This window comes from Antribacter soli (assembly GCF_021568775.1).
GTDB classification, from domain to species: domain Bacteria; phylum Actinomycetota; class Actinomycetes; order Actinomycetales; family Cellulomonadaceae; genus Antribacter; species Antribacter soli.
The window spans coordinates 58,678-85,122 of sequence record NZ_JAKGSG010000050.1 but is presented as its reverse complement, the minus strand read 5'-3'; the positions used below and the strand labels follow the sequence as shown (position 1 = coordinate 85,122).

Sequence of the window (26,445 nt, the reverse complement as noted above, 5' to 3'; positions counted from 1 at the left end):
GAGGCCAACGACAGACCCGACGCCGAACGCCTACGAGAGGGCGTCGCGGGCGCGTTGCGTGAGGTCGTCGACCAGCCTCGCGCGCCACGTCGTCCAGCCCTTGGGCCCGAGCGAACCCGAGTCCGCCTCGGTGAGGATGCGCAGCACCTCGAGCAGGTCGCGGCGCCGGTCGACGGCATCCAGCAAGGTCACGACGGTGGCCGGGTCGTCCGGGTCGGCGCCCACGGCGAGCTCGGCAAGGGTCAGGTGATGCTCCACGAGTCGCGTGACGTCGTCGACCACCTGGCGCTCGAAGCCCATCCGGCGCAGGATCCCCGGCACGATGCGTGCGCCCTCGAGGGAATGGTCGGTGGCTCCACGAACCTTGCCGATGTCGTGGAAGACGGCGGACAGGAGGAGCAGCTCCGAGCCCAGGGGTCCCTCCCGCGCGGCGACGCGGCGCAGCCGCCCGGCCCGCGCCGCCGTCTCGACCAGGTGCCGGTCGACCGTGTGCCGGTGGATCGCGGCACGCTGCGGGCGGTTGCGCACCGCCGCCCACTCGGGGATCCACGTGGTGACGATGCCCGCGAGGTCGAGCGCCTCCCACACGGCCACCTGGGCGGCGCCCGCTCCGAGGAGGCCGAGCAGGTGGGCCCGGGCGGCCTTCGGCCACGGTTCCGGCAGGGGCGGGCACTGCGCCAGGCTGCGGATCGTCACGGGTGACAGGACGAGACCGGTGCGTGCCGCGGTCGCGGCGGCACGCAAGGACAGGAGCGGGTCGTCGGCGGGACGGGCGTCGACGCCGAGCACCAGCTCGCCGTCGTGCTCCACGAGGCCCTCGCCGACCGAGCGCAGCTTCGGCGGGGTGCGCCGGCCGCGCACGAGGACGGGGCGGCCCGACGTCGCGGGGCGCTGCAGCGCCTGCCGCGCGCGGCGCACCGTCATGTCCAGCGCGTAGGAGATCTCGCGGCCCGACTCGGCCAGCGACGCGAGCAGCTCGTCGGGGTCGTCGAAACCGCACTGCTCGGCGACCTCGTCGAGGTCCGCCAGGATGAGGCGCGTGGTGCGGCGCCGGGTGACAACCTGGAGCGTGTCCCGCACGTCGAGCAGGTGGGCGTACGCCTGGTCGACGCTGCCGTGCGGGCGGTCCGTGAGCCAGGTCGCGGCCAGCGCGGACAGCACCACGGCGTCGCGGATGCCGCCGCGCGCCTCCTTGAGGTCGGGCTCGATGAGATAGGCCAGCTCGCCCGAGCGCGTGGCGCGCTCGCGCGTCGACGACAGCAGCTCCGGGAGGCGGCGGCGCGCGGCAGCGCGCCAGTCCGTCAGCACGGCGGAGGCAGCACGGTGCACGACGACGGCGTCGCCCGCGACCGCGCGCACGTCGAGCCAGCTGATCGCCGCGGGGAGGTCCTTGGCCGCCACCTGGCGCGACTGGCTGAGCGAGCGCACCGCGTGGTCGAGGTCCAGGCCCGAGTCCCACAGGGGGTACCAGAGCCGCTCGGCCACGGCCTGGATCTCCTGCGGGCCGTGCGACCGGCCGTCGTGCACGAGCACGAGGTCCAGGTCGCTGAGCGGACCGAGCTCGCCCCGGCCGAGGCTGCCGACGGCGGCGAGGGCGAGACCCTGCGGGTCCACGCCGGCCGTCGCCTCGGCCCACAGGCCGGTGAGACGCTCGGTGACGAGCTGCACGAGAGCGGAACGGCGGGCGACCCCGGAACGTCCGGGGCCGGTGAGTCCTGCGGCGGTCGCCAGGAGGGCGTCACGGAGGCCCCGCACCCCGAGGGTGGGGTGCGGGGCCTCCGCGTTCCCCCCGTCGCCGTCAGGCAGCGGGTGGTCGGTCATGCTGCCGGACTACAGGGCGGCGTCGCCGTGCTCGCCCGTGCGGACGCGGGCGACGTCCTCCACGGGCACGACCCACACCTTGCCGTCACCGATCTTGCCGGTCTGCGCGGCGCCGATGATGGCGTCGCTGACCGCGGTGACGTCCTCGTCGGAGACGAGCACCTCCACGCGGACCTTGGGGACCAGGTCGACCGTGTACTCCGCACCGCGGTAGACCTCGGTGTGACCCTTCTGCCGGCCGTAGCCACTGGCCTCGCTCACGGTCATCCCGCGGACACCCGCAGCCTCGAGGGCCGACTTCACTTCGTCCAGACGGTGCGGCTGGATGACTCCCGTGACGAGCTTCATGCGCGTACCTCCTTAACAGTCGGGCGTGACCGGAAGGTCAGCGCACCTCGGTGATGGTCTCGTAGCCGGACTCTCCGTGGACGGCGAGGTCGATGCCGCCGACCTCGTCCTCCTCCGTCACCCGCCAGCCCGCGATGACCTTGAGCAGCAGGGCGATGAGGAAGGTGACGACGAAGCTGTAGACCACGGACATCAGCGCCGCGACGACCTGCGTGACGAGCTGGGTTGCGCCGCCGCCGTAGAAGAGGCCGTCGAGCGAGCCCTCGAAGTAGAACGACCCGAGCACGCCGTTGGTGGCGAAGAAGCCGATCAGGATCGTGCCGACGAGGCCGCCGACCAGGTGCACGCCGACCACGTCGAGCGAGTCGTCGTAGCCGAACTTGTACTTCAGGCCCACGGCGAGCGCGCAGAGCACGCCGGCGACGAGGCCGATGACGATCGCGCCGACCAGCTGGACGGTGCCGGCGGCCGGGGTGATGGCGACCAGGCCGGCGACCACACCGGAGGCGGCACCGAGCGAGGTGGCGTGGCCGTCACGGAACTTCTCCGTGAGGAGCCAGGCGAGCATCGCGACACAGGTGGCGATGAGGGTGTTGACCCAGGCACGGCCGGCCGTGGAGTCGGCAGCGAGCTCCGAGCCGGCGTTGAAGCCGAACCAGCCGAACCACAGGAGGCCCGCGCCGAGCATGACGAACGGCAGGTTGTGCGGGCGCATCGGCTCGGTGCCGAAGCCCTTGCGCTTGCCGATCACCAGGGCGAGGGCGAGGCCCGCCGCACCGGCGTTGATGTGGACGACGGTGCCACCGGCGAAGTCGATGGGCAGCGAGAGCGCGTCGACGATCGGGCCGACGCCCAGGAGACCGCCACCCCAGACCCAGTGCGCGATGGGCGCGTAGACGAGGGTGACCCACAGCGCGGCGAAGGCGATCCAGGTGCCGAACTTCACGCGGTCGGCGATCGCGCCAGAGATGAGCGCCACGGTGATGATGGCGAACGTCGCCTGGAAGCCGGCGAACACGAGCGCGGGGACGCCCGTGATCGAGGCACCCCACCACTCGGCGTCGTCCAGCGAGAGCAGCAGCGCGTCCGCAGGGTTGCCGATGAAGCCACCGGCGGTCGTGCCGAACGCAAGGCCGTAGCCGTAGACGGCCCAGACGAGCCCGGCCACGCCGATGGCGCTGAAGCTCATCATCATCATGTTGAGGACGCTCTTGCCACGCACCATGCCGCCGTAGAAGAACGCCAGGCCTGGCGTCATCAGCAGCACGAGCGAGGAGGCTGTGAGCATCCAGGCAGTGTTGCCTGTGTCCAGAACGAACTCTTCCATCCTGATTGCCTCTCTCCCCGGACCTGCCACAGCGGCTGGTCCGGGACAACGGTGGCGGCGGGTCGTTACGCGGGGCCTGCCTTCAGGTTACGGATTTGTGACGCACGCCGGAAGCATGTAAACGTTCCGTTTCATGTCCCGCATGGGTGAAATGTCAAGACGTATCGTGACCCGATCGTGATCCCCCCGCGATCGATACGTGACATCACACCCCGTCCCCAAAAGACTCTCACGAACCGCCGCGGACCGTCACCGGAACGCCACGAACAAGGCCGCCCGCGTCCAACCGGCCCGAAGGTCAGCCAAGGATCCCGTCGACGAACTGCTCGGCGTCAAACGGCGCGAGGTCGTCTGGCCCCTCCCCAAGGCCCACGAGCTTGACCGGGACGCCGAGCTCACGTTGCACCTGCACGACGATGCCGCCCTTGGCCGTCCCGTCCAGCTTGGTCAGCACGATGCCGGTGACGCCCGCGACCTCACCGAAGACACGCGCCTGCGTGAGCCCGTTCTGACCCGTGGTCGCGTCCAGCACGAGCAGCACCTCGCTCGGCGCCACGACCTTGCTCGAGACCCGGACGATCTTGCCGAGCTCGTCCATGAGGCCGGCCTTGTTCTGGAGACGGCCCGCCGTGTCGACGAGCACCACGTCCACCTTCTCGTCACGGCCGCGCGTCACGGCCTCGAACGCGACCGAGGCCGGGTCCGCGCCGTCCCGGTCCGACCGCACCGTCGGCACGCCGACGCGCGCGCCCCACGTCTGGAGCTGGTCCGCCGCGGCCGCGCGGAACGTGTCCGCCGCGCCCAGCACCACGCTGCGGCCCTCGGCCACGAGCACGCGGGCCAGCTTGCCCACCGTCGTGGTCTTGCCCGTCCCGTTGACACCCACGACCAGCATCACCGCGGGCAGGGGCGTGCCGTCATCGGTCGTCGGACCTGTCGTGCGCAGGGAACGGTCGAGCGCCGGGTCGACCAGCTTCACCAGCTCCTCGCGCAGCAGCGTGCGCACCGCGGCGGGCTCCCCCACGCCCAGGACACGCACCCGCGTGCGCAGCGCGCCGAGCAGGTCCGCCGTCGGACCTGCGCCCACGTCCGCGAGGAGCAGCAGCTCCTCCATCTCGTCCCAGTCGTCCTCGGTCAGGCTGTCGCGCGAGAGCACGGCCAGCAGCCGCGCGCCCAGCGGCGAACCCGACCGGGCCAGGCGGTCGCGCAGGCGCACCATGCGGCCCGCGACCGGCTCGGGCCGCTCGAGCTCCGGCTCGGCCACCAGCGTGCCCGACGCCGGTCCGGTCACCTCGGGCGCGGCCTCCTCAACCTCGGGCCGCTCCGCCTCGATCGTGCCGGTGCCGGACCCGGCCCGTGTGTCCGGGCCGCCCTCGCCCGGGGTGCGCGACCGGCGTCGGGCACGGGGAAGCAGGTACGCGAGAGACGCGCCGCCGCCCGCGGCGACGACGAGGCCGACGATGATCTCGATCCAAGGGATGTCGTTCACGAGGAGGATTCTCCCAGACCCTGCCGGGCACGCCCGGGCCGATCGGGCCCACGGGTCATCTCAGGCGTCTACTGGTGGCGGCGGTGACGGGTCAATGGGGGCGCGAGATCGTGCCCAGCGGCACGTGCAGCGTGCGGGACGCCTGCACGCGGGCACGCTGCAGGGCGACCGTCAGCTCCTCGGCGTCGACGTAGCCGGGCTTGGACTCGATCGTCGCCGCGAAGAACTCGTCCATCAGCATGTCGACCGGGGCCCCCGGCCGGGCCGTGCCGCGGCCACGGTCCGGGCGCTGCAAGCGGCCGACCCACACGGAGGGCGCGCCGACCGCGTGGTGCGCCACGGCCGTGCGGCCGCGGGAGCGGCCGGGGATCCGGGCCTCGCGCTGCGCCCGCAGGTGCCGCAGGCCCGCGAGGAACCGCTGCCACCCCGAGCCCCCGGCCGCGCCGGCGGCGGGCACGTCCATCACGCTGGCGACGAGGAACACGCCGGCGGCCAGGAGGAGGCACACCACGAGCAGGGTGAGGGACCAGAGCATGCCCCGATTCTCCCGTGCGCATCTGCAACATGCCGGGCGACGCGCCGCACGACACGCCAGCGAGTACGACGTCACACCGAACCCTCACACGTCGGCCCCGTTTGGCCGTCAGACCTCGCTGCGCTCCGGGTCAGACCTTGGTGCTTCCGGGTCAGACCTCGGCCGGCTCCTGGTCGCGCAGACGCTGGCTGATCACCGTCGTCACGCCGTCGCCCCGCATCGTCACGCCGTACAGCGCGTCCGCGACCTCCATGGTCCGCTTCTGGTGCGTGATCACGATGAGCTGCGAGTCGCGCTGCAGCTCCCGGAAGATCTCGATGAGCCGGCCAAGGTTCACGTCGTCCAGCGCGGCCTCGACCTCGTCCATCACGTAGAACGGGCTGGGCCGGGCCTTGAAGATCGACACGAGGAACGCCACCGCGGTCAGCGACCGCTCGCCGCCGGACAGCAACGACAGCCGCTTCACCTTCTTGCCCGCCGGCCGCGCCTCCACCTCGATGCCCGTGGCCAGCAGGTCCGACGGGTCCGTCAGCACCAGCTTTCCCTCGCCGCCCGGGAACAGGCGCGGGAACACCTCGAGGAACTTCTCCGCCGTGTCGCGGAACGCCTCCGCGAACACCTGCTCCACGCGCTCGTCGATGTCCTTGACGATCTGCAGGAGGTCCTGGCGCGACTTCTTCAGGTCCGCGAGCTGCTCCACGAGGAACGTGTGCCGCTCCTCCAGCGCCGCGAACTCCTCCAGCGCCAGCGGGTTCACCGCCCCGAGGCGGGACAGCGCGCGCTCAGCCTGGCGCAGCCGCTTTTCCTGGTCCTCGCGCACGTAGGGCACGGTCTTGGCGGGGGCGTCCTCCCAGTCGTCCTGTCGCCCGACGTCGGCCCGGTCGCCCTCGGCGGCCCCATCACCCTCGCCAACCACGACCCCGGCGTCGTCGTCCGGGCCGGTTCCGCGACCAGGGTCCTGGCCGGTCGACCCGTCGGCGTCCTCGTACTCGATCGGGTTGCCCTCGTCGTCCCGCTTGACGACCTTGCGGCGGGGACGCACGGGCGGCGCCGCCTCCGCGTCGAACACCGGCACCGGCTGGTGCGGTCCGTACTCCTCGACCAGGGTGCCCGGGTCGATGCGCAGCTCCTCCACCGCCCGCGCCTGGAGCTGCTCCAGCCGGAGCTGCTGCTGCGCCCGGGCGACCTCGTCGCGGTGCGCCACGTCCGTCAGCTCGCGCAGCTCGCCCGTGAGGGCCTCGACGGTGCCCCGGATCCCCGCGAGCTGCTCGCTGCCTGCCGCGCGGGTCTCCTCCCACTCGGCGCGCTCCGCGGCTGCCCGCTCGAGCGAGCGGGCGATCGCCTGCAGCGCGACCGCGGCCGCCTGCCGCACCAGCACCGCGCGCTCGGCGTCCCGCCTGCGGGACTCCTCGCGGGCCGCGGCCTGGGCACGGGCCTCCCGTTCCTGCGCGGCGGCACGGGCCAGGGCCTGCGCTCGCCCCGACACGGCGCGGGACCGCTCCTCCGCGGTGCGCAGCGCCAGACGGGCCTCGGTCTCGCGCGCCCGGGCCGCGCTCGCCGCCGCCGTTGCCGCGTCGCGGTCGCCCTGCACCTGCTCCAGGGCTTCGGCGGCCTGCTCCGGCTCCTCCTCGGCCACGTCCAGCCGCTCGACGAGCGCGGCGAGCTCCAGCTCGTCCTCCTCTCGGCGGCCCTGCGCCTGCTCGAGGGCTGCCCGGTGCCGGTCTGCCTCCGCACGCCCGGCCCTGGCCGACGCGCCCAGCGAGCCGAGCTGCTCCGCGACCGCCGCGAGGGCCGCGTCGTTCGCGCTGAGCTGCTCCTGCGTCTCGTCCTGCCGTGTCTGCGCCGCCTCGAGCTCCGACCCTGCCGCCGCCAGCTCGTCCGTCGTGCGCCCGAGGCGCTCCGTCGCCTCCTCGAACGCCGCGCGCGCCTCGTCCAGCGCGGCCTGCAGGTGGAGCACGCTCGGCGCGGCCGCCGAACCGCCCCATGCGCGCATCCCGCCGAGCAGGTCACCCGCACGGGTCGCGGCCACGACCTCCGGGTGCTCGCGCACGAGCGCGCGGGCGTACGCCAGGTCGTCGACCACGACGACGTCCCGCAGCAGCGAGCGCAGCGACGCACCCGCCGGGCCCGACACCGTGACGACCTCCGTCGCCCACCGGGCTCCCGCCGGGAGCCGGACCGGTGCACCCGGGCGAGCTCCGTCGTCGGACACCGTGGCGCTGCCGACGACGAGCGCCGCCCGGCCCGCGTCCTCGTCACGCAGAAGTCGCAACGCGTCGACGGCGCCGTCGAGGTCCGCGACGGCGACCGCGTCGGCGAGCGGGCCGAGCGCCGCAGCGACCGCGTCCTCGAAGCCGGGCTCGATACCGAGCAGCGCCGCGACCGAGCCGAGCACGCCCGACTGGTCCGCCGCGAGCAGCGTGCCCGCGCCGTCCTTGCGGTCCAGGCTCATCTGCAGGGCCTCCACGCGAGCGCCGGCCGCCGAGCGGTCCCGCTCCGCAGCGCCCTTGCGCTCCTGCAGCTCCTGCACAGCGGCACGCGCGAACTGGAGCTGCTCGGACGCCGCTTCGAGCTCCACGTCCAGGGCGACCCCGCCCTGCGTGCCCACGACCTGCGTCTCCAGCGCCGCGAACTCGCGCGACGCCTCCTCGGCACGGTGCTCGGCGTCGAACACCGCCTCGCGCAGGCGGTCCAGCTCGGCCTCCGCCGCCTCCACGCGGGAGCGGCGGGCCGCGACCTGGCCCGCGAGTCGCGCCAGGCCCTCGCGGCGGTCGGCCGCGGCGCGGAGCAGGGCCGCGTGCGACCGGTCGGCCGCCTGCGCCGCCGCCTCCGCCTCGGACCGCGCGTCCACCGCGTCCTCGACGAGCTCGCGCGCGATCGCGACCTCCGTCGCGAGCTCCTCCTCGCTCGCGCGGGCGCGCGCCGCCTGCGCCTCGAGGTCGTCCGGGTCCTGGCCGCGCACCTGCGGCTCGGCCGTGCCGAGGAGTCTGGCGCGCTCGTCGGCCAGGCTCTCCAGCGAGCGCAGCCGCTCACGGGTCTGCGAGAGGGCGAAGTACGTGTCGCCCGCCCGGCTCACCTGGGAGGTCGCCGCCGAGGCCTCCGCCTCCAGGCGGGCCAGCCGGGCACGGGCCTCGGCCAGCGCGGCCTCCGCCTGCTGCTGGCGGGCCCGGAGCTGGGACTCGTCGGCCCGCTCCTGCTCCATCTGCGCCTGGAGCTGGGCCAGGTCGTCGGCGAGGAGGCGTGCCTTCGCGTCGCGCAGGTCGCGCTGGACCGTCTGCGCCTTGCGGGCCGCCTCCGCCTGCCGGCCCAGCGGGCCGAGCTGGCGGCGCAGCTCCGCCGTCAGGTCCGACAGGCGGGCCAGGTTGGCCTGCATCCCGTCGAGCTTGCGGAGCGCCTTCTCCTTGCGCTTGCGGTGCTTGAGGACGCCTGCGGCCTCCTCGATGAAGCCGCGGCGCTCCTCCGGGGTCGCGCGCAGCACCGCGTCGAGCTGACCCTGGCCGACGACGACGTGCATCTCCCGCCCGATGCCGCTGTCCGAGAGGAGCTCCTGGATGTCCAGCAGCCGGCAGGAGTTGCCGTTGATGGCGTACTCGGAGCCGCCGCTGCGGAACAGCGTGCGGCTGATCGTCACCTCGGTGTAGTCGATCGGCAGCGCACCGTCGGTGTTGTCGATCGTCAGCGAGACCTCGGCCCGGCCGAGCGGCGCGCGGCCCGACGTCCCGGCGAAGATGACGTCGTCCATCTTCCCGCCGCGCAGCGACTTGGCGCCCTGCTCGCCCATGACCCAGGAGAGCGCGTCGACCACGTTCGACTTGCCGGAGCCGTTGGGGCCTACCACGCAGGTGATGCCCGGCTCGAAGTTCAGGGTGGTCGCCGACGCGAAGGACTTGAAGCCCCGGAGCGTGAGCGTCTTGAGGTGCACCCGGAGAGCCTAACGGTCAGCGTACGTGGATCGCGGGACCTGCGGCCCGGGACCGGGCGGCCGCGGGCCGCGCAACTCAGACCAGCTCGGGGAACCAGAGCCCGATCTCCCGCGCCGCCGACTCCGTCGAGTCCGAGCCGTGCACCAGGTTCTGCACGACCTTCAGGCCCCAGTCGCGCCCCAGGTCGCCGCGGATCGTGCCGGGTGCGGCGACCGTCGGGTCGGTGGCGCCGGCGAGCGAGCGGAAGCCCGCGATGACGTTGTTGCCCTCCGCCACCACGGCGAGGACCGGGCCGGACAGCATGAAGTCGACCAGCGGCTGGTAGAACGGCTTGCCCTCGTGCTCCGCGTAGTGCGCTGCGAGGAGCTCCGGGGTCGCGTCCATGAGGCGCACGGCACGCAGCGTGTAGCCCTTCGCCTCCACGCGGCGCAGGATCTCGCCGGACAGGCCGCGGCGCACGCCGTCGGGCTTGACCAGCACGAGCGTGCGCTCGGCCACGGGGAGGATCGAGGGCTCGGCGGGCAGGGTCTTCTCTGCGACGTCGGTCATGGCCTCACCCTATCCGGGCGGACGGCCCGCCCCCGACCACGGCCGGGGGCGGGCTCGTCCTACGACGCGTCGAGGTTGGGCGCGGTGTCCGGGTGCTCGGCGTCGTACGCCGCCCGCTCGCGGTCCACGCGGATCCCGAGCCGGAGGGCCATGACCCACAGCACGGCGAACACGATGTTCACCACGAACGCGAGCGGCACCACGAGCCCGGTCGCGACGACGACGACCTGGGCAATCGTGCCGCCCACGATCCCCGCCGGCCGCTTCGTGAGCCGGGACAGCACGAGGAGCAGCAGCGCGATCCCGCCCCCCACGCCCCAGATCAGTGCGGCGGAGTCGGTCTGCACCGGCCCGCGGCCGAAGGGTGACCCCCGCAGCCCGAACGCGGAGAGCGCGACGAAGAGCACCAGGAACGCCTCGCACGCGAGGACGGTCGAGGTGAACTGCACCAGGGCGGACGGCTTCGGCTTGATCCGGTCACCGGGGACGGGTCGGTCCTTGCTCACCTCTTCACGATATCGGGCTCGCCGGTGGTCTCGGTGATCGCGGAGGCGTCGTCGGGCACGTCGCCCGTCGGCTCGCCGTCACGTGGCGCCCCCTTCGGCGGGGCTGCCACGGCCTCGCCGCGGGCGACCATCCCCGCCTCGTCGGAGAGCTTGACCTCCTTGAGGAACAGGGAGAGCACGAACCCGAGCAGGACGAGCGGGATCAGGTACCAGAAGGCGGGTGCGAGGGCGTCGGTGAAGGCGTCGATCACACCGGTCTTCAGAGGCTCCGGCAGCGCCTGGACGGCGTCGGGCGTGAGGCCGGAGCTGCCGTCCGCGGGCGCGCCGCCGGCGGGGACGCTCGCGAACACGCCCTCGAGGTTGTCCGTGAGGCGCGAGGTGAAGATCGTCGTGAAGAACGCGGTTCGACGGCGGCGCCGATCTCGCGGAAGAAGTTGTTCGCGGAGGTGGCGGTGCCGAGCTCGTGCGGGTCCACCGAGTTCTGCACGGCGAGCACGATCGTCTGCATGACGAGGCCCATGCCGGCGCCGAGCACGAAGATCATCGCGCCGAACAGCCACATGGACATGTCGCCCCTGATCGTGGTGAGCCAGGCCATGCCGAGCGCCGTGATCACGAGGCCCGCCACCGGGAACAGCTTGTACCGGCCGGTCTTGGTGATCGCGATACCGGAGCCGATGGCGGTGGCCATGACGCCGACCATCATCGGGAGCATGAGGTAGCCCGACTCGGTGACGCCGGCGCCGGTCGACATCTGCAGGAACGTCGGCAGCATCGCCATGGCGGAGAACATGCCCATGCCGAGCACGAGACCGATGAGGGTGGTGATCGTGAACGTCCGGTTCTTGAACAGCCGCAGCGGGATCAGCGGCTCCTTGACGAGGAGCTCGGTGAGGATGAAGAGCGCCACGGCCGCGACGGTGCCGCCCGCGAGGCCGAGGAGCTGCGGCGACGACCAGTCGTAGTGGTCGTTGCCGAGCGACTGCCACGAGGTGAGCAGCACGATCCCGGAGGTGCCGAGCATCATGAACAGGATGCCGAACCAGTCGATGGGGCGGCTGGAGCGGTGCGACGGCAGCTTGAGCGTGAACCAGGCGACAAGGATCGCCGCGACGCCGACGGGCACGTTGACCCAGAAGGTCCAGCGCCAGCCCGGGCCCTCGGTCAGCCAGCCGCCGAGCAGCGGGCCGATCACGGCGGAGAGGCCGAACAGCGCCCCCATCGGGCCCATGTACTTGCCGCGCTCCTTGGCGGGCACGATGTCGGCGATGATCGCCTGGGACAGGATCATGAGGCCGCCACCGCCCAGGCCCTGCACGGCGCGCGCGGCGACGAGCTCGGGGAACGTCTGGGCGAAGCCGGCGGCCGCGGAGGCGACGGTGAAGAGGCCGACCGCCACGAGGAACGGCCAGCGGCGGCCCCAGAGGTCGCCGAACTTGCCGTAGAGCGGCATGGCGACGGCGATCGCCAGGATGTACGAGGTGATGACCCAGCCCTGGTGCTCCACGCCGTCCAGCTCGCCGACGATGGTCGGCATCGCGGTGCCGACGATCGTCTGGTCGAGGGACGACAGGAACATGCTGGCCATCAGGGCGCCGAAGATCAGCCAGATCGTGCGCTGCGTCAGCACCACCAACGGCTTGTCAGGCGCCGTGGGGTCGGCGTGGCTCATGGAGAGGACCTTTCGTTCGGGCATGACGGGGTAACCGCCAGGGTGCGGTCGTCAGCGCTGGGGCGGGAGCTGGGGTCGATACGGGCCGGGCGGTGGAGGTGGGGGGCGCCGGTCAGGCCCCCGGTTCGAGGTCGCTCGCGACGACGTGGATGAGCTGGGCCACGGCGTCGGACAGGTGGCTGTCCAGGTTGCCCTGGTGGCCGGAGCGCTCCCAGGACGTGGTCGCGGTGCGCAGGAGCAGGAGGACCAGCATCAGGAGCAGCTCGTTGTCGGCGCTGAAGGGCCGCACGGCACGGCGTGCCTCGAACAGCTCCCGCAGCTCAGCCTTGTGCCGGTCCACCCACACCATGTGCCGCTGCAGCAGCCGCGGCTCCGACTCCATGATGCGGAACGCCTGGACGGCGCGCTCGTGCTGGCCGGCGAAGGACTCCAGCAGCACGCCGACGAGAACCTGCAGGTCCGTCAGCAGCCGTCCGCTCGGACCTCCGGCGGCGAACTCGCGCGCGGCCGCCGGGGCGATCCCGGTGTCGACCAGGCCGAGCACCGCGTCGTCCTTGGTCTCGAAGTAGTTGAAGAAGGTCCGCGCGGAGACGCCGGCCTTCGCGCTGATCATCTCGACGGTGACGGCGTCGAGGCCGTGCTCGGCCACGAGCGCCTGGGCGGCGTCGACGAGCGCGTCCCGACGGGCACGCTTGTTCGCCTCACGCAGTCCGGTCACCACCACGTGACAATCTTGCACTCACTGCAATTTTCGATCAAGTGCGCGGATGTGACCCTGCTCACATCGGGCCTCCGCCTCGGTTTGCGGAAGGCGCGCGTCAGATCTCGCCGAAGCCGCCCTCGATCATCCCCACGACGACCCGCACTGCTTCCGCCGCCCCAAGCCCCTCCGCCTCGACGGTCAGCTCGCGGCCCTCGATCGCGCCCAGGGCCATGAGCTGCAGCACGCTCGACGCGTCGACGCCGTCCACGCGCACCTTCGCCCCCAGCTCCGCCACCTTGCGCGACACCAGCGCGGCGGGCCGCGCGTGCAGCCCCAGCGGGTTGCGGACGGTCACCCGCCCGGTCACGGTGTCCGACGCCGGCCGCTCGCCTCCGGCGTCCGCCTCACCGCCAGCGCCGCCCGCCCAGGCCGGCCCGCCGGCGCCGCCCGGGGTCCCGGCCGGGGAGAAGGAGTGCGCCGCGTCCAGGGCTGAGGCCACGACCTCGTCGAGCGTCGCCCCGCCGTGCGCGGTCACCGCCGCCGCGACCGCGCCCTCGACGAACGGGCCGCGCGCCAGCACGACGCTGCCGGCCAGGGACTCGTCCAGCTCGAGGACCGTCTCGACCGTCAGCACCGACGACCCGAGGTCCGCGAGGACCACGACGCCGCCGCGCGCCCGGGGCGACCCGCCGTCGTCGGGCACGGTGGCGCCCACGGTGTCGAGCGCCGCCGTGATGGCCGCCTGCACCGTGTCGAACGAGGTGCCCAGGCCGCCGTCGGGGCCACCGGCCGCGGTGCGGATCACCACGTCCGGCGCCATCTGCGCGGCGAGCTCCGCCACGCCCCGGGCGAGGTACGTCGAGTGCGAGACCAGGACGAGCGCGACCGGCGCGCTCATGCGGCGCCCCCCGGGCCCGCGAGCGCCGCCGCCATGGCCGCGCCGAGCAGGAGCGCCGTCGAGCGGGCGCCCGGGTCCTCGTGGCCCCGGCTGCGCTCGCCCAGGTAGGAGGCACGACCCTTCGTCGCGAGGAGCGGGATCGTGCCGAATGCGGCCTTGTCCGCCGCCTCCGCCGCGGCGCGCAGGACGGCGACCTCGTCGCCGCCGTCCCGGGCGGTGCGCTCGGCGGCGTCCACGGCCGCCGACCAGGCGTCCACCATCGTCTTCTCCCCCACGGTCGCCTTGCCGCGCGTCGTGATGCCTTCCAGCGCCGCCTCCAGGAGCGCCACGATCGACGACGGGTCGAGCAGCGGTCGGCCGGACACCTTCGACGCCCGCAGGAACGCCGTGCCGTACAGGGGACCTGAGGCGCCGCCGACCGTCGACATGAGCGTCGTGGCCACGGTCTTGAGGACGTCGCCGACCTCCCGGGCGCTGCCGCCAGGTGCCGCGGTGTCGGAGCCGGTGTCCGCCGCGGCCGCGTCGAGGCGGGCGACGACAGCCTGGAACCCGCGGTGCATGTTCTCGCCGTGGTCGCCGTCGCCGATCTGCCGGTCGAGCTCGGTCAGCTCGTCTTTGGCAGCCTCGACGGCCTCGGCGGCCCGGCGCACCCAGCGCTCGGCCCAGTCGGCGTCCAGCGTCATGTCGCAGAAACCTTCCCTCGATCGGTCACGCCGGCGCACCGCGCCGACGGCCACCCCACCAACCCGAGCGCGTCCCGGACTCACACCCAGGACGTCACCAGCGCATGGCCGCCGTGTGCACGGGGGCGTCCCACAACGCCTCCAGCTCGTCGTCCAGACGCAGCACCGTCACCGACGCGCCCTGCATCTCGAGCGACGTCACGTAGCTGCCGACGAGCGAGCGGGAGACCGTCACACCGCGCTCCTCGAGCAGCCGCCGGGCCCGACCATAGACCACGTAGAGCTCCGACAGAGGCGTGCCACCCATTCCGTTGACGAACAGCAACACCCGGTCCCCGCGGACCAGGGGCAGGTCGTCCGCGACGGGGTCGAGCAGCATCTTCGTGATCTCGTCGGCGGACGCCATCGGGACCCGGTGACGGCCCGGCTCGCCGTGGATGCCGATGCCGATCTCGATCTCGTTCTCCTCGAGGTCGAAGCTCGGCTTGCCGACGTGCGGCACCGTGCACGCGGTCAGCGCGACGCCCATGCTGCGCACGTTCGCCACGACCTTGCCCGCGACCTGGGTGACCGCGCCCAGGTCTGCACCGCGCGCCGCCGCAGCACCCGCGATCTTCTCCACGCACACCGTTCCGGCGACGCCGCGGCGGCCCGCCGTGTACAGGGAGTCCTCCACCGCCACGTCGTCGTTGACGAGGATGCTCGAGACGTCGATGTCGTCCGTCTCGGCGAGCTCCACCGCTGTCTCGAAGTTCAGCACGTCGCCCGTGTAGTTCTTGACGATCACCAGCACACCCGCGCCGCCGTCCGCGGCCTGGATCGCGGGCAGGATCTGGTCCGGCGTCGGGGACGTGAACACCGCGCCGGGCACCGCGGCGTCGAGCATCCCGTCACCTACGAAGCCCGCGTGCAGCGGCTCGTGGCCCGACCCGCCCCCGCTGACCAGGCCCACCTTGCCCGTGATCGCGCCGTCCCTGCGCACCACGTACACGGGCGCGTGGTGGACCTGCACGAGGTCGGCGTGGGCGAGTGCAAATCCTGCGAGGGAGTCGGTGACGGCGTTCCCGGGGTCGTTCAGCAGCTTTTTCACGGCTCGGTCCTCCTCGGTGGCCGGCGCCAGCGGGCGGCCCCGTCGCCGTCCGCGCGCACAGGCCTCATGGGACTCCATACAACACCCCTGGCGTCCGACTCGGCCACCCTCGTCGAGTCCTGGGTGTCTCAGCCGCGGCCCAGGAGGATACGCGCGTCCGCGACCGTCACCACCGAACCGGTGACGAGCACGGCCGTGCCCGAGCCGACGCCGATGCGGTCCCCGGACTCCGCGAGGTCGGCCGCGACCTGGAGCGCCTCGTCGAGCCGGTCGGCGACGTGCACGCGGTCCTCGCCGAAGACGTCGCGCGCCACCTCGGCGAGCTCCTCCGGGTCCGTGCTGCGCTCCGACGAGTTCCGCGTCACGACGACCTCCGCCAGGACGGGCTCCAACGTGGCCAGCAGGCCCTCGGCGTCCTTGTCGCCCATGATCGCGACGACGCCGACGATGCGCTCCAGGTCGAACGCATCCTCCAGGCCCGCGACCAGCGCCTCCGCGCCGTGCGGGTTGTGCGCGGCGTCGACGATCACGGTCGGGCTGGAGCGCACCACCTCGAGGCGTCCCGGCGAGTCGACGTCGGCGAAGGCCGCCTCCACGATCTCGGCGCCCAGTGCGCCGCCCCCGGTGATCAGGGCCTCCGTCGCCGCAAGTGCGAGCAGCGCGTTGTGGGCCTGGTGCTCGCCGTGCAGCGGGAGGTAGATCTCCGTGTACACGCCGGCGGGGGTGCGCAGGTCCATGAGCTGGCCGCCGACGGCGAGCCGGCGGTCCACGACCTCCAGCTCGACGCCCTCGCGGACGAGGCTGGCGCCCACCTTCAGCGCCCGCTCCCGGATGACGTCCTCGGCGTCGTCTCGCTGCTGCGCGCTGACGACCGTGGCGCCGTCCTTGATGATGCCCGCCTTCTCGGTGGCGATCTCCGTGATCGTGGAGCCGAGCCACCGCTCGTGGTCGGCCGCGATGGGCGTGATCACGGCGATCTCACCGTCCACCACGTTCGTGGAGTCCCACGTGCCGCCCAGTCCCACCTCGATCACGGCGACGTCCACGGGCGCGTCCGCGAACGCCGCGAACGCCATCACGGTCAGGACCTCGAAGAAGCTCAGTCGCGGGCCGCCCTGCTCCTGCGACTCGCGGTCCGCCACGCCGATGTACGGGGCGACGTCCTCCCAGACCTCCACGAAGCGCTCCGGGGTCAGGGGCTCGCCGTCGACGGCGATGCGCTCCGTGACGCTCGTGAGGTGCGGGCTGGTGAAGCGGCCGGTCCGCAGGCCGTACTCGCGGACGAGGCGCTCGATCATCCTCGACGTGGAGGACTTGCCGTTCGTGCCCGTGATGTGGATGGTGCGGTAGGCCCTGTGCGGGTCACCGAGGAGCTCGAGGACGCGCTCCACGCGGGAGAGGGTGGGGTCGATGTCGTGCTCCGGGGCGCGGGACATGATCTCCGCGTACACCGTGTCCAGTGCCCCCTGGATCGCGGGATCCACCTTCTCGGCGCCGCGGCTCGTCGCGCGCCGGTTCTTCCGGCCGGCCTGGAGGGACTTGTCGAGAGGCTGGTTCACGCACTGAGTCTAGTTTTGCGTGGGGCGGGGCACCGAACGGGTCGCCGACGGTGGACGGGCCGGCACAGCGCTGTCGGTGGCATCTCGACGACCATTGGTCAGGGTCCGGGCGCTCTACTTCGTCGCCAACGGGTCACAGGCGTGCGGGGTCGACGATGGTGGCGGGGCGGTGGTGGAGGCGCCCGGTGGGTGAGGTCCAGGTGGTGGTCCCGGTGGCGGGGTCACGTTCGGGTCGCCAGCGGCCGTGGGTCTTGGCGCGGTGGTGTCGGCGGCACAGGGCGTGGAGGTTGTCGGCTCGGGTCTGGCCGGGTGTGTGGTCGCTCGGGTGGTGGTGGTTGAAGGGTGTGATGTGGTCCAGGTCGCCGCGTTCGGCGGGGCGGTCGCACATCGGGAAGGTGCAGGTGCCGTCGCGTGCTTCGACGGCGCGGCGCAGGACCTTGCCCGGGGTGTAGGTGGTGGTGGACCAGTCGATCAGGACGCCGGTGACCGGGTCGGTGAGCAGCCGTTGCCAGGTGCCGTCCTGGGCCAGGGTCCGGGCTGCCTCGGCGGTGACGGGTCCGTAGCCGGTCAGGTCGCCGGGGGCGTTGTCCAACCCGAGCAGGGTCGCGGCCGAGACCGTGACGCGGACCTGGGGGCGGACCTCGACCACCCGCAGCGCGGTGCCGGTGTCGGTGTCGTGCCCGGCAGGGACGGACCGGCCGGTGGCCAGGGCGACGAGGGCGTCGGCGCGGGCCTGGCCCAGGGTGCGGGTCTCGTCCGGCGTGCGGTGGATCGCCGTGCCCGCGTCGTCGATGGCGGACCACACGGCCGCGGCGTCGGGCGCGGGCAGGTAGGCGGTGAGGTAGGCCATGCCGTTCTCGACCGGCTCCAGGCGGACGTGCCTCTGCTCGGCGGCGGCCTTCCGGTTGACCTCGGCTGCCTCGGTGCTGACGGCGGCGGCCTCGGCGAGCATGCGCCGGCGCAGCGACCGCAGACCCAGGCGGGGCGCGCCGGCCAGCACGCGGGCCGTGGCGGCCCGCCGGTCCTCGACGGTGGGGAAGGCCCCGGTGAACGCGAGCACGTCCGTCTTTCTCGCGCAGACGTCGCCGGCGGTCAGGGCGTCGCGGACCTCGGGCAGCTCAGCCAGCGCCTCACCGCGCGCGACCAGGGTCTGGCCCACGTTCGCCGAGTGACCGATCGCCGCAGCCAGCTCATCGCCCAGGTGCTCACGCTCGGTCGACCACGCCCGCCGCGCAGCGAGCTCACCCGCGGCAGCCGCCTGACGCGCGGCAGCGAACGCCATGACCCGCTCCCAGGCAACCACGACCTCCACCAGCACCGAGTCCGGCTCGTCGGCCGGCTCCAGGCCCGCCAGCACCCCGACCAGACCAGCCCCCGGAAGCAGGCTCCCCAAAGGCACCTCGGCGCCATCGAACACCGGCCCGCCGGGCACCCCGCCCGGCAGGCCGGACCCACCCGGAACCCGCTCCCCCTGCATCCCACGATTCTATCGAACAACTGTGCGAGACGCTCGGTGAGGGAACGTGATCCTTGACCCGGTTATCTGCTCTGAGCAAAGGCGCTGAGCCGCCGTCACTCCTGCGGGTTCGTCGGGATGGTCAGGCCGCGCAGCGTCCCGACGACACCGGGTCATCCAGGCTGGCGGCCTGGGCCGCGACCGGGCGCAGCTCGGCGTCCGTCATCGCGTAGCCGATGTCGACCTCGGAGTCGGCGCGGGCGAAGATCACGCCGGCGACCTGGCCATCGGTCGTCAGGAGCGGTCCGCCCGAGTTGCCGGGGCGCACCACGGCGGCAAGTGAGTAGACCTCGCGGTCGGCCCCGCCGCCGCCGTACGCGTCCGGCACGCGGGCGGTGCTGACGCCGAGCACCCCGGCGCTCGTCGAGGTGAACGGGCCGCCGTACGGGTAGCCCTGGACGACGGCGGGGTCGCCCACCGCGAGGGTCGGCGCGATGTCGAGCGGATCGGCGGCCAGGCCCTCGACGGCGATGACGGCGAGGTCGTCGACGGGGTCGAAGTACACCACGCGCCCCTCCCGGGCCGGGCTGTCGGGGAGCTCGACGACCGGCCGGTCCACGCCGGCCACGACGTGCGCGTTGGTCACCAGTCGGTCGGGCGCGACGACGAACCCCGACCCGGTCGAGCTCGTCCCGCACGCGTACGCGATTCCCGAGATCCGGGCCACCGACTGCGCCGAGGCCTCCAGCTGGGTGTTGTCGAGGTCGACGGCGGGCGCCACCGGTGCCTGCCGGGGGACCAGCAGGATGTTCAGGCGGGGAAGGCCGTCGTCGAGCACCATGGCGCGCATCTGGGCGAGCGGGCGGCCCACCGCGGGCGGGGTCAGGTCGTCGATGGTGCGCAGGAAGGCGGAGGACGAGACGGCCGAAGCCACGCCGGGCGTGCCGGTGGCGGTGACCGCGTTGCCGACGAACGACAGCGCGAGGGCGGCGACGCCCACGTTGGCCACGCCGCCGAGGAACCGCTCGACAGGGCGCAGTGCGGTGCGGTCCACGCCCCGGCGCAGGCCGCGTCCCATTCCGGCACCGAGGGAGGCGCCGAACAACGGCAGCAGGACGGCCGCGGCGATGGACACCAAGCCGCGCCACTGCGGGGTCGGCAGCATGTCGTTGATGGCCGGGACGGCCCAGAACGCCGCGAGGCCGCCGAGGGTGAGGCCGACCAGTCCACCGAGCGTTGCCAGCAGGCCACGGCTCAGACCGGCGGCGAGGGCGGCGATCAGCACCAGGAGGAGCGCGAGGTCGAGAAGCGTCACGGGGGCTCCTTCAGAGGTGACAGACGGCAGGCGTGCGGCGGTCAAGGGCGAGAGACGAGATGACGGTAAGGGCTGAACCTGGGTGCCGGCGGGCGCCATCCACGTTCGTCACTCGATCCGCAGATCCGCTGCCAGAGGTTCTCGTCGTCTGGCTCACAGCCATGCCGACCCACGAGTGGACCCTCCGCCCGGCAACCCCGGCCGACGCCGCCGCCTGCGGCCACGTGCACTTCCAGTCGTGGGTGGAGACGTAGACAACTACGGCTTCGCGCCCGCCCCTTCTACGAGCGCAACGGCTTCCGGGCCGACGGCGCCGCGGACCCCGGCGACTCGTTCGGTGGCATCACGGCGGTCCGCATGGTGCCCTGACACAGCGCGAGCCCGGGTCGCCTACTGGCTCCCGGGCTCACTTCTCAGGGTTTCAACTCATCTCACAGGGTTTCCGCCCTGGGCGCCTCAATTCTAACTCTGCAACGCCCGACGCGCGAGGCCTTCGACCCCGGAGTCTGGGTCGCGGTCCGCGCGGGTGCTGACGTGCGCGAAGGTGCCCGACGTCGGACCGGTCGCGTCGTGCGGAGGCGACCGGTCTGCGTCGGGCGTCAGAGCAGGGCCGGTTCGGGGCACTACTCCACGAACTCGATGTTGCCGCGGCAGGCGTCGCCGGGGCTCGGCACGATGCCCTTGAAGCCGTTGGCCACCCACCTGCCGTAGCTCTGGGCGTGCCCGTCCGTCACGAAGTCGTCGTTGAACTCGGGCGGCTGGTTCTCCTCTTCGTCGGGCAGGTCCTGACCCGAGAACGCACACACCGAGCTGGCGTTGTGCGCACCTGGGATGGGATCACCGTTCCCGTTGGTCTCGCCCGCCTGTGCAGACATGGCACCACCCAGGCTCAGCCCCGCTGCGACGACGAACGTCATGATGACGCGCTTCATCTCACCACCTCCTTGTGGTGAAGGGCGTCCGGGTACGTCGGGCGAACCCGGTCCGCCCCCCCCGAAGCCTCCAAGTTACGCCGCGGCCGCCTCCGTGACAGTTCGGGGCGCCGAGATCACCCATCGGCTCCGTGGCCGACGGCGCTGCCGACCCAGGCGACTCGTCCGGCGGCTTCGCGGCGATGCGCATGGTGCGCCAGACAATGCGAGCCCGGGTCGCCTACTGGCTCCCGGGCTCACATCCTCAGGGTTTTCACCCTGGGTACTCTCCATTCTAGTCCTCCGTCGCGCGGCACGCCAGACTCCCCGCCGAGCAATCTGCGACGCCGGTCCGGTCGCCAAGCACTCAACGGTCGGTGCGGTTCTCGTGGTCCGGGTGCGAGCCGATCCTCGTGTCCCGGTCGAGCGCCGTGATCGCCGCCATCGCGGTGTCGTCCAGCACGAAGTCGAAGATGGCCGCGTTCTCCGCGATCCGCGCCGGCGTCGCCGACTTCGGGATCACGACGTCACCGCGCTGGACGTGCCAGCGCAGCACGACCTGCGCGGGTGAGCGCCCCAGGTCGGCGGCGATGCGGAGAACCTCCTCGTCCTCGAGCACCCGTCCCCGGCCGAGCGGGGACCAGGCCTCGGTCACGATCCCGTGCGCCGCGTCGTACGCCCGCACCTCCTGCTGCACGAACCAGGGGTGCATCTCCACCTGGTTCACCGCCGGCACCACGGTGCCCTCCGCGAGGATCCGGTCCAGGTGGTGCGGCTGGAAGTTCGACACGCCGATCGCCCGCGCCCGCCCCGACGCGTAGATCTCCTCCAGCGCCCGCCACGCCTCCACGAAGCGGCCGAAGGCGGGCAGCGGCCAGTGGATGAGGAACAGGTCGACGTGCTCCAGGCCCAGGTCGTCGAGCGTGCGGTCGAACGCTGCGTGCGCCTCGTCGTACGCGTGGAACGCGTTGTTCAGCTTGCTCGTCACGAAGACCTCGTCGCGCGGCAGGCCGGAGTCGAGCACCGCCCGGCCGACGGCGGCCTCGTTGCGGTACATCTGCGCCGTGTCGACGTGCCGGTACCCGGCGTCGAGCGCCCGCAGCACGACCTCCCGGGTCTGCACGGGCGGCAGCTTGTACGTACCGAAGCCGAGCTGCGGGATCAGAACGCCGTTGTTCAAGGGGATCGTGGGGGTCGTCACGGGACCAGTCTCCCCCGCCGGCCCGAGCGCGATTCGCGTCCGACGACTCGTCCGGCGGCTCCGCCGTGAACCGCATGGTGCTCCAGACAAACGCGAGCCCGGTGCCAATTGGCTCCCGGGCTCACTTCTCAGGGCTTCCGCCCTGGGCACCTCTGATTCTAGTCCTCCGTCTTCCGGCGCGCCAGGCCTTCCGCCGAAATGACGACGCAGGTCCGGTCGCCTCGCGCGGAGGCGACCGGACCTGCGACGGGCATCTCGCGACATCTCAGGAGAGCCCGGCGAGGCGGTAGACCACGAGGCTCCCCGCGACCGCGACGTTGAGGCTGGCGCCCAACCCCGTCATCGGGATCTCGATGCACTCGTCGACGTCGGCCAGCACGTCGTCGGGTACGCCGTGGTGCTCATGGCCCAGCAGCAGGACCGTCGGGGTGCGAGCGGGCTCGAGGCGCGGCAGCGGGGTCGCGCCATCGGCGAGCTCGACGGCGACCATCCGGAACCCGGCCGCTCGCTGCTCCGCCAGCCACGCCTCCTTTGACGGCGCCACCCAGTGCAGGCACGGGCGCCGCGAGCCGAGGGTGTCGCCCCGGGCGAGGGCGGCCTGATAGTGCGGGGTGCGCGGAACTGCCAGACACGCGCCGACGGCGTCACAGGTCCGCAGGAGCGTCCCCAGGTTGGCGTCGTACGCGACCCAGAGTGGTGCGACGACAAGGTGCCCCCAGCACCCGTGCCGCCGACTGCGTCGCTGCCGCCGGAGCTCGGCGGGCTTCGTCTTCGCCCCGCTCACCGGAGCGGGGCGGGGTCTCCTGGAACAGTCGTCATGAGGAGGCGCCTTTCATCGGCGGCGCCGGGCCATCGTCGGACCGCGCGTTCACGGTCGGGAGGGCGAGCCTAGCGAGCGACGGCAGCCCGGCGCCAGGGCTTTGCGGAGATGCCAGCGGCCGGCTGGTGGCCCGGCCGAAGGAGAACGAAGCGAGCGCGGCCGGGAGGATGCCTCCTGGCCGCGCTCGTCCGTTCTACTTCGCGAGGTCGGCCTTCGCGACCGTCACCGTGCGCTCCGCGCCCGCCGTCACGGTCAGGGAGACCGCCAGCGTCTCCGACGCCAGCAGCTCCCGGTGCGCATCGACGGCCGCGACCCACTCGGCCGGCACCGTCAGAGCGAGCGCGATCCGGTCCGAGACCTGCAGCCCGGCCGCCTTGCGGGCGTCCTGCACGTCGCGGACGGTGTCGCGGGCGTAGCCCTCGGCGAGGAGAGCCTCGTCGAGCGCGAGGTCCAGCACGACGAACCCGCCGGTCGCCAGCACGGCGGCGGCCACGTCCGAGCCCGCCGCCTCCGACACCACGGTCGCCAGCTCGTACTCGCCGGCCTCCAGGGGGACGTCGCCGTCGTCGGTGTGCACGACGACGGCCCCCGTGTCCGCCGTGGTCCAGGCGCCCGCCTTCGCGGCCTTGATGACCGTCTGGACGCCGCGGCCGAGACGCGGCCCGGCGGCGCGCGCGTTGACCGACAGGCGCTCGGTGACGCCGTACTCCTCCGCGACGGCGGGCGAGAACTCGACGAGCCGCACGTCCTTGACGTTCAGCTCTGACGCCAGGAGCGCCGCGAACGGCGCCACGCCCTGAGGGTCCGTCACGGCCACCGTCAGCGCCCGCAGCGGCTGGCGCACGCGCAGCTTGTTCACCTTGCGGAGCGCGAGGGTCTGCGAGACGACGGTGCGGGCGGACTCGACGGCCGCGACGAGCGCGTCGTCGGCCACGAGGACGTCCGCCTCGGCACAGCGCATCGTCGACCCCTCGGGGGCGCCGAGGCTCGGCCAGTCCGTCAGGTGCACGGAGCGCCCACCGGTCAGCCCGCGCCACACCTCCTCGGTCAGCAGCGGAGCCAGCGGCGCCATCACCCGCGTGAGCACCTCGAGCGCGGTGTACAGGGTGTCGAACGCGTCGGCGTCCTCGGCCCAGAAGCGGTCCCGCTGGGTGCGGACGTACCAGTTCGTCAGCGCGTCGAGGTACTGGCGCACCGACTCGCAGGCCCCCGCGATGTCGTAGCCGTCGAGCTGCTCGGTCACGGTCTCGACCAGCCCGCGCGTGCGTGCGAGGAGGTAGCGGTCCATCACCGGGAGGTCCGCGACCCGATCGGGCGAGACGCCCTGCGCGAGGCGCCCGGCGCCGCCGTCGGCCCCGGACGCCCCGGTACCGGACGCCGCGTTGGCGTACAGCGTGAAGAAGTAATAGGTGCTCCACAGCGGCAGCAGCACCTGGCGCACCGCGTCGCGGATGCCGTCCTCGGTGACCACGAGGTTGCCGCCCCGCAGGATGGGAGACGCCATGAGGAACCAGCGCATCGCGTCGGAGCCGTCGCGGTCGAAGACCTCGTTGACGTCCGGGTAGTTGCGCAGGGACTTCGACATCTTGCGGCCGTCGGAGCCCAGGACGATGCCGTGCGACACGGCGGTCTCGAACGCCGGCCGGTCGAACAGGGCCGTGGCGAGGATGTGCAGCGTGTAGAACCAGCCGCGGGTCTGCCCGATGTACTCGACGATGAAGTCGCCCGGGTAGTGGTTCTCGAACCATTCCGAGCTCTCGAACGGGTAGTGCACCTGGGCGTACGGCATGGAGCCGGAGTCGAACCAGACGTCGAGGACGTCCTCGACGCGCCGCATGGTCGAGCGACCCGTGGGGTCGTCCGGGTTGGGGCGGGTCAGGTTGTCGACGAACGGCCGGTGCAGGTCGGGGTTACCGGCGCCGTCCAGCGGCAGCGTGCCGAAGTCGCGCTCCAGCTCCTCGAACGACCCGTACACGTCGATGCGCGGGTACGCGGGGTCGTCGCTCTTCCACACCGGCACGGGCGAGCCCCAGAACCGGTTGCGCGTGATCGACCAGTCGCGGGCGTTCTCCAGCCACTTGCCGAACTGGCCCTGCTTGATGTGGTCCGGCACCCACGTGATCTGCTCGTTCAGCTCGAGCATGCGGTCCTTGAACTTCGACACCTCGACGAACCACGACGACACGCCCATGTACATGAGCGGCTGCCGGCAGCGCCAGCAGTGCGGGTACGAGTGGGTGTACTGCTCGCGGCGCAGCAGCACCGTGCCGGGCGTGGTGGCGGCGGCCTCGGCGTCGCCGCGGGTGCGCGCCTTGAGGTGGTCGATGATCAGGGCGTTCGCGTCGAACACCTGCACGTCGGCGTAGTCGTTCACCGGGTAGGTGAAGCGGCCGTCGGCCCCGACGGGGATCACGGGGGCGACGCCCTCGCGGTCCGAGACGGCCTTGTCCTCCTCGCCGAACGCGCCGGCGTTGTGCACCAGGCCCGTACCGTCGGTGGTGGTCACGAAGTCGGCCTCGACGACGCGGTGCGCGCCCTCGTGTCCCTCGAAGTACGCGAACGGCGGGGTGTAGCGCAGGCCGACCAGGTCCGAGCCCTTCACGCGCGCGACGACGTGCGGCGCCTCCGCGCCCTCGTCCGTCAGCTCGCGCGCGTAGTGCTCCAGGCGCGCCTCGCCGAGCACGTACCGGCGCGGCTCACCCGTGTACGACGACTCCACGACCACGTAGTCCACATCCGGCCCCACCATGACCAGCAGGTTCGACGGCAGGGTCCACGGGGTCGTGGTCCACACGAGGAGCAGGTCGCCGTCCTGCACCGGCCCGCCGGCGGGCGCGCCGGTGACGGCGAAACCGACCGTCACCGCCGGGTCCTGGCGCGGCTGGTACACGTCGTCGTCCATGCGCAGCTCGTGGTTCGACAGCGGCGTCTGGTCGTTCCAGCAGTACGGCAGCACGCGGAAGCCCTCGTACACCAGGCCCTTGTCGTACAGCGACTTGAACGCCCAGATCACGGACTCCATGTACGTGGGGTTGAACGTCTTGTAGTCGTTGTCGAAGTCGACCCAGCGCGCCTGGCGGGTGACGTACGTGCGCCACTCGTCGGTGTACTTCAGCACGGACGAGCGGCAGGCGGCGTTGAACTTCTCGATGCCCAGCTCGAGGATCTCGTCCTTGGTCTTGATGCCGAGCTGGCTCATGGCCTCCAGCTCGGCCGGCAGCCCGTGGGTGTCCCAGCCGAAGCGCCGCTCGACGCGCCGGCCGCGCATCGTGCGGTAGCGCGGCACGACGTCCTTCGCGTACCCGGTGAGCAGGTGGCCGTAGTGCGGCAGGCCGTTGGCGAACGGCGGTCCGTCGTAGAAGACGAACTCGTTGCTGCCGTTCTCGCCGGCGTCGCGCGCCTCGATGGAGGCGCGGAAGGTGTCGTCCTTCTCCCAGAAGGAGAGGACCTCGCGCTCGAGCGCGGGCAGGTCGGGCGAGGCGGCGACGCCCTCGGCGTCACGGTGCAGCGGGTAGCGCTCGGGAACGGCCATGATCGTGAAGGCTCCTGGCAGCAGGGTCGGTTCGGCACATCTGCTGCGAGGACGACACGCCGAGACGTGCCGCGGTACCACCCCGCTTGCAGGCGCACGCGCCTGCC

At 72.7% G+C, this 26,445-nt stretch carries 19 protein-coding genes and 1 pseudogene; all 20 read right to left on the bottom strand.

Features of this window, described 5'->3' with window-relative positions; translation table 11 throughout:
• Positions 1–30: 30 nt before the first annotated feature.
• On the bottom strand, positions 31–1,821 hold the full coding sequence (locus L1785_RS18105) for a [protein-PII] uridylyltransferase (RefSeq protein WP_236090689.1): 1,791 nt from the start codon (positions 1,819–1,821) through the stop codon (positions 31–33).
• A gap of 9 nt (positions 1,822–1,830) precedes the next feature.
• Positions 1,831–2,169 (bottom strand): P-II family nitrogen regulator, encoded by a 339-nt coding sequence (locus L1785_RS18100; protein ID WP_236090688.1) that lies wholly within the window; start codon positions 2,167–2,169, stop codon positions 1,831–1,833.
• 37 nt (positions 2,170–2,206) lie between these two features.
• A complete protein-coding gene (locus L1785_RS18095) occupies positions 2,207–3,457 on the bottom strand; it encodes an ammonium transporter (RefSeq protein ID WP_236090687.1) in 1,251 nt (416 codons plus the stop codon).
• 337 nt (positions 3,458–3,794) lie between these two features.
• Complete coding sequence (gene ftsY / locus L1785_RS18090; RefSeq protein ID WP_236090685.1) at positions 3,795–4,985, bottom strand: signal recognition particle-docking protein FtsY; 1,191 nt, start codon at positions 4,983–4,985, stop codon at positions 3,795–3,797.
• A 91-nt stretch (positions 4,986–5,076) separates the two neighbouring features.
• Entirely contained in the window at positions 5,077–5,520 is a 444-nt protein-coding gene (locus tag L1785_RS18085; RefSeq protein WP_236090684.1) for a hypothetical protein, read from the bottom strand.
• A 151-nt stretch (positions 5,521–5,671) separates the two neighbouring features.
• On the bottom strand, positions 5,672–9,442 hold the full coding sequence (gene smc / locus L1785_RS18080; protein WP_236090683.1) for a chromosome segregation protein SMC: 3,771 nt from the start codon (positions 9,440–9,442) through the stop codon (positions 5,672–5,674).
• A 76-nt stretch (positions 9,443–9,518) separates the two neighbouring features.
• Positions 9,519–9,992 (bottom strand): nucleoside-diphosphate kinase, encoded by a 474-nt coding sequence (ndk, locus tag L1785_RS18075; protein WP_236090682.1) that lies wholly within the window; start codon positions 9,990–9,992, stop codon positions 9,519–9,521.
• Between the two features lie 59 nt (positions 9,993–10,051).
• Positions 10,052–10,498 (bottom strand): DUF4233 domain-containing protein, encoded by a 447-nt coding sequence (locus tag L1785_RS18070; RefSeq protein WP_236090680.1) that lies wholly within the window; start codon positions 10,496–10,498, stop codon positions 10,052–10,054.
• A pseudogene (locus L1785_RS18065) lies at positions 10,495–12,170 on the bottom strand (MDR family MFS transporter). The gene L1785_RS18070 and the pseudogene L1785_RS18065 overlap by 4 nt, the downstream one beginning before the upstream one ends.
• A 112-nt stretch (positions 12,171–12,282) precedes the next feature.
• Positions 12,283–12,894: a TetR/AcrR family transcriptional regulator gene (locus L1785_RS18060; protein ID WP_236090679.1), complete on the bottom strand. Its 612-nt coding sequence runs from the start codon at positions 12,892–12,894 to the stop codon at positions 12,283–12,285.
• 94 nt (positions 12,895–12,988) lie between these two features.
• A complete protein-coding gene (locus L1785_RS18055; protein ID WP_236090677.1) occupies positions 12,989–13,771 on the bottom strand; it encodes an HPr family phosphocarrier protein in 783 nt (260 codons plus the stop codon).
• Positions 13,768–14,454 (bottom strand): dihydroxyacetone kinase subunit DhaL, encoded by a 687-nt coding sequence (gene dhaL, locus L1785_RS18050; protein WP_236090676.1) that lies wholly within the window; start codon positions 14,452–14,454, stop codon positions 13,768–13,770. Before dhaL ends, L1785_RS18055 begins: the two co-directional genes overlap by 4 nt.
• A gap of 94 nt (positions 14,455–14,548) precedes the next feature.
• Positions 14,549–15,544: a dihydroxyacetone kinase subunit DhaK gene (dhaK, locus tag L1785_RS18045; RefSeq protein ID WP_236090675.1), complete on the bottom strand. Its 996-nt coding sequence runs from the start codon at positions 15,542–15,544 to the stop codon at positions 14,549–14,551.
• Between the two features lie 128 nt (positions 15,545–15,672).
• Positions 15,673–17,028 carry a bifunctional folylpolyglutamate synthase/dihydrofolate synthase gene (locus tag L1785_RS18040; protein ID WP_236090718.1) on the bottom strand — a complete coding sequence of 452 codons (1,356 nt, stop codon included), beginning with the start codon at positions 17,026–17,028 and terminating at the stop codon, positions 15,673–15,675.
• A 208-nt stretch (positions 17,029–17,236) separates the two neighbouring features.
• On the bottom strand, positions 17,237–18,580 hold the full coding sequence (locus L1785_RS18035; RefSeq protein ID WP_236090674.1) for an HNH endonuclease signature motif containing protein: 1,344 nt from the start codon (positions 18,578–18,580) through the stop codon (positions 17,237–17,239).
• A gap of 121 nt (positions 18,581–18,701) precedes the next feature.
• Complete coding sequence (locus L1785_RS18030) at positions 18,702–19,874, bottom strand: MarP family serine protease (protein ID WP_236090673.1); 1,173 nt, start codon at positions 19,872–19,874, stop codon at positions 18,702–18,704.
• 623 nt (positions 19,875–20,497) lie between these two features.
• Positions 20,498–20,806, bottom strand: coding sequence for a hypothetical protein (locus L1785_RS18025; protein ID WP_236090672.1), 309 nt, complete (start codon positions 20,804–20,806; stop codon positions 20,498–20,500).
• A gap of 346 nt (positions 20,807–21,152) precedes the next feature.
• Positions 21,153–21,986, bottom strand: coding sequence for an aldo/keto reductase (locus tag L1785_RS18020; protein WP_236090670.1), 834 nt, complete (start codon positions 21,984–21,986; stop codon positions 21,153–21,155).
• 265 nt (positions 21,987–22,251) lie between these two features.
• The gene (locus L1785_RS18015; RefSeq protein ID WP_236090669.1) at positions 22,252–22,770 is read right to left on the bottom strand and encodes a TrmH family RNA methyltransferase; all 519 of its coding nucleotides are present in this window, start codon (positions 22,768–22,770) and stop codon (positions 22,252–22,254) included.
• Positions 22,771–22,999: 229 nt separating this feature from the next.
• Positions 23,000–26,338, bottom strand: coding sequence for an isoleucine--tRNA ligase (gene ileS, locus L1785_RS18010; protein WP_236090668.1), 3,339 nt, complete (start codon positions 26,336–26,338; stop codon positions 23,000–23,002).
• Between the last annotated feature and the right edge of the window lie 107 nt (positions 26,339–26,445).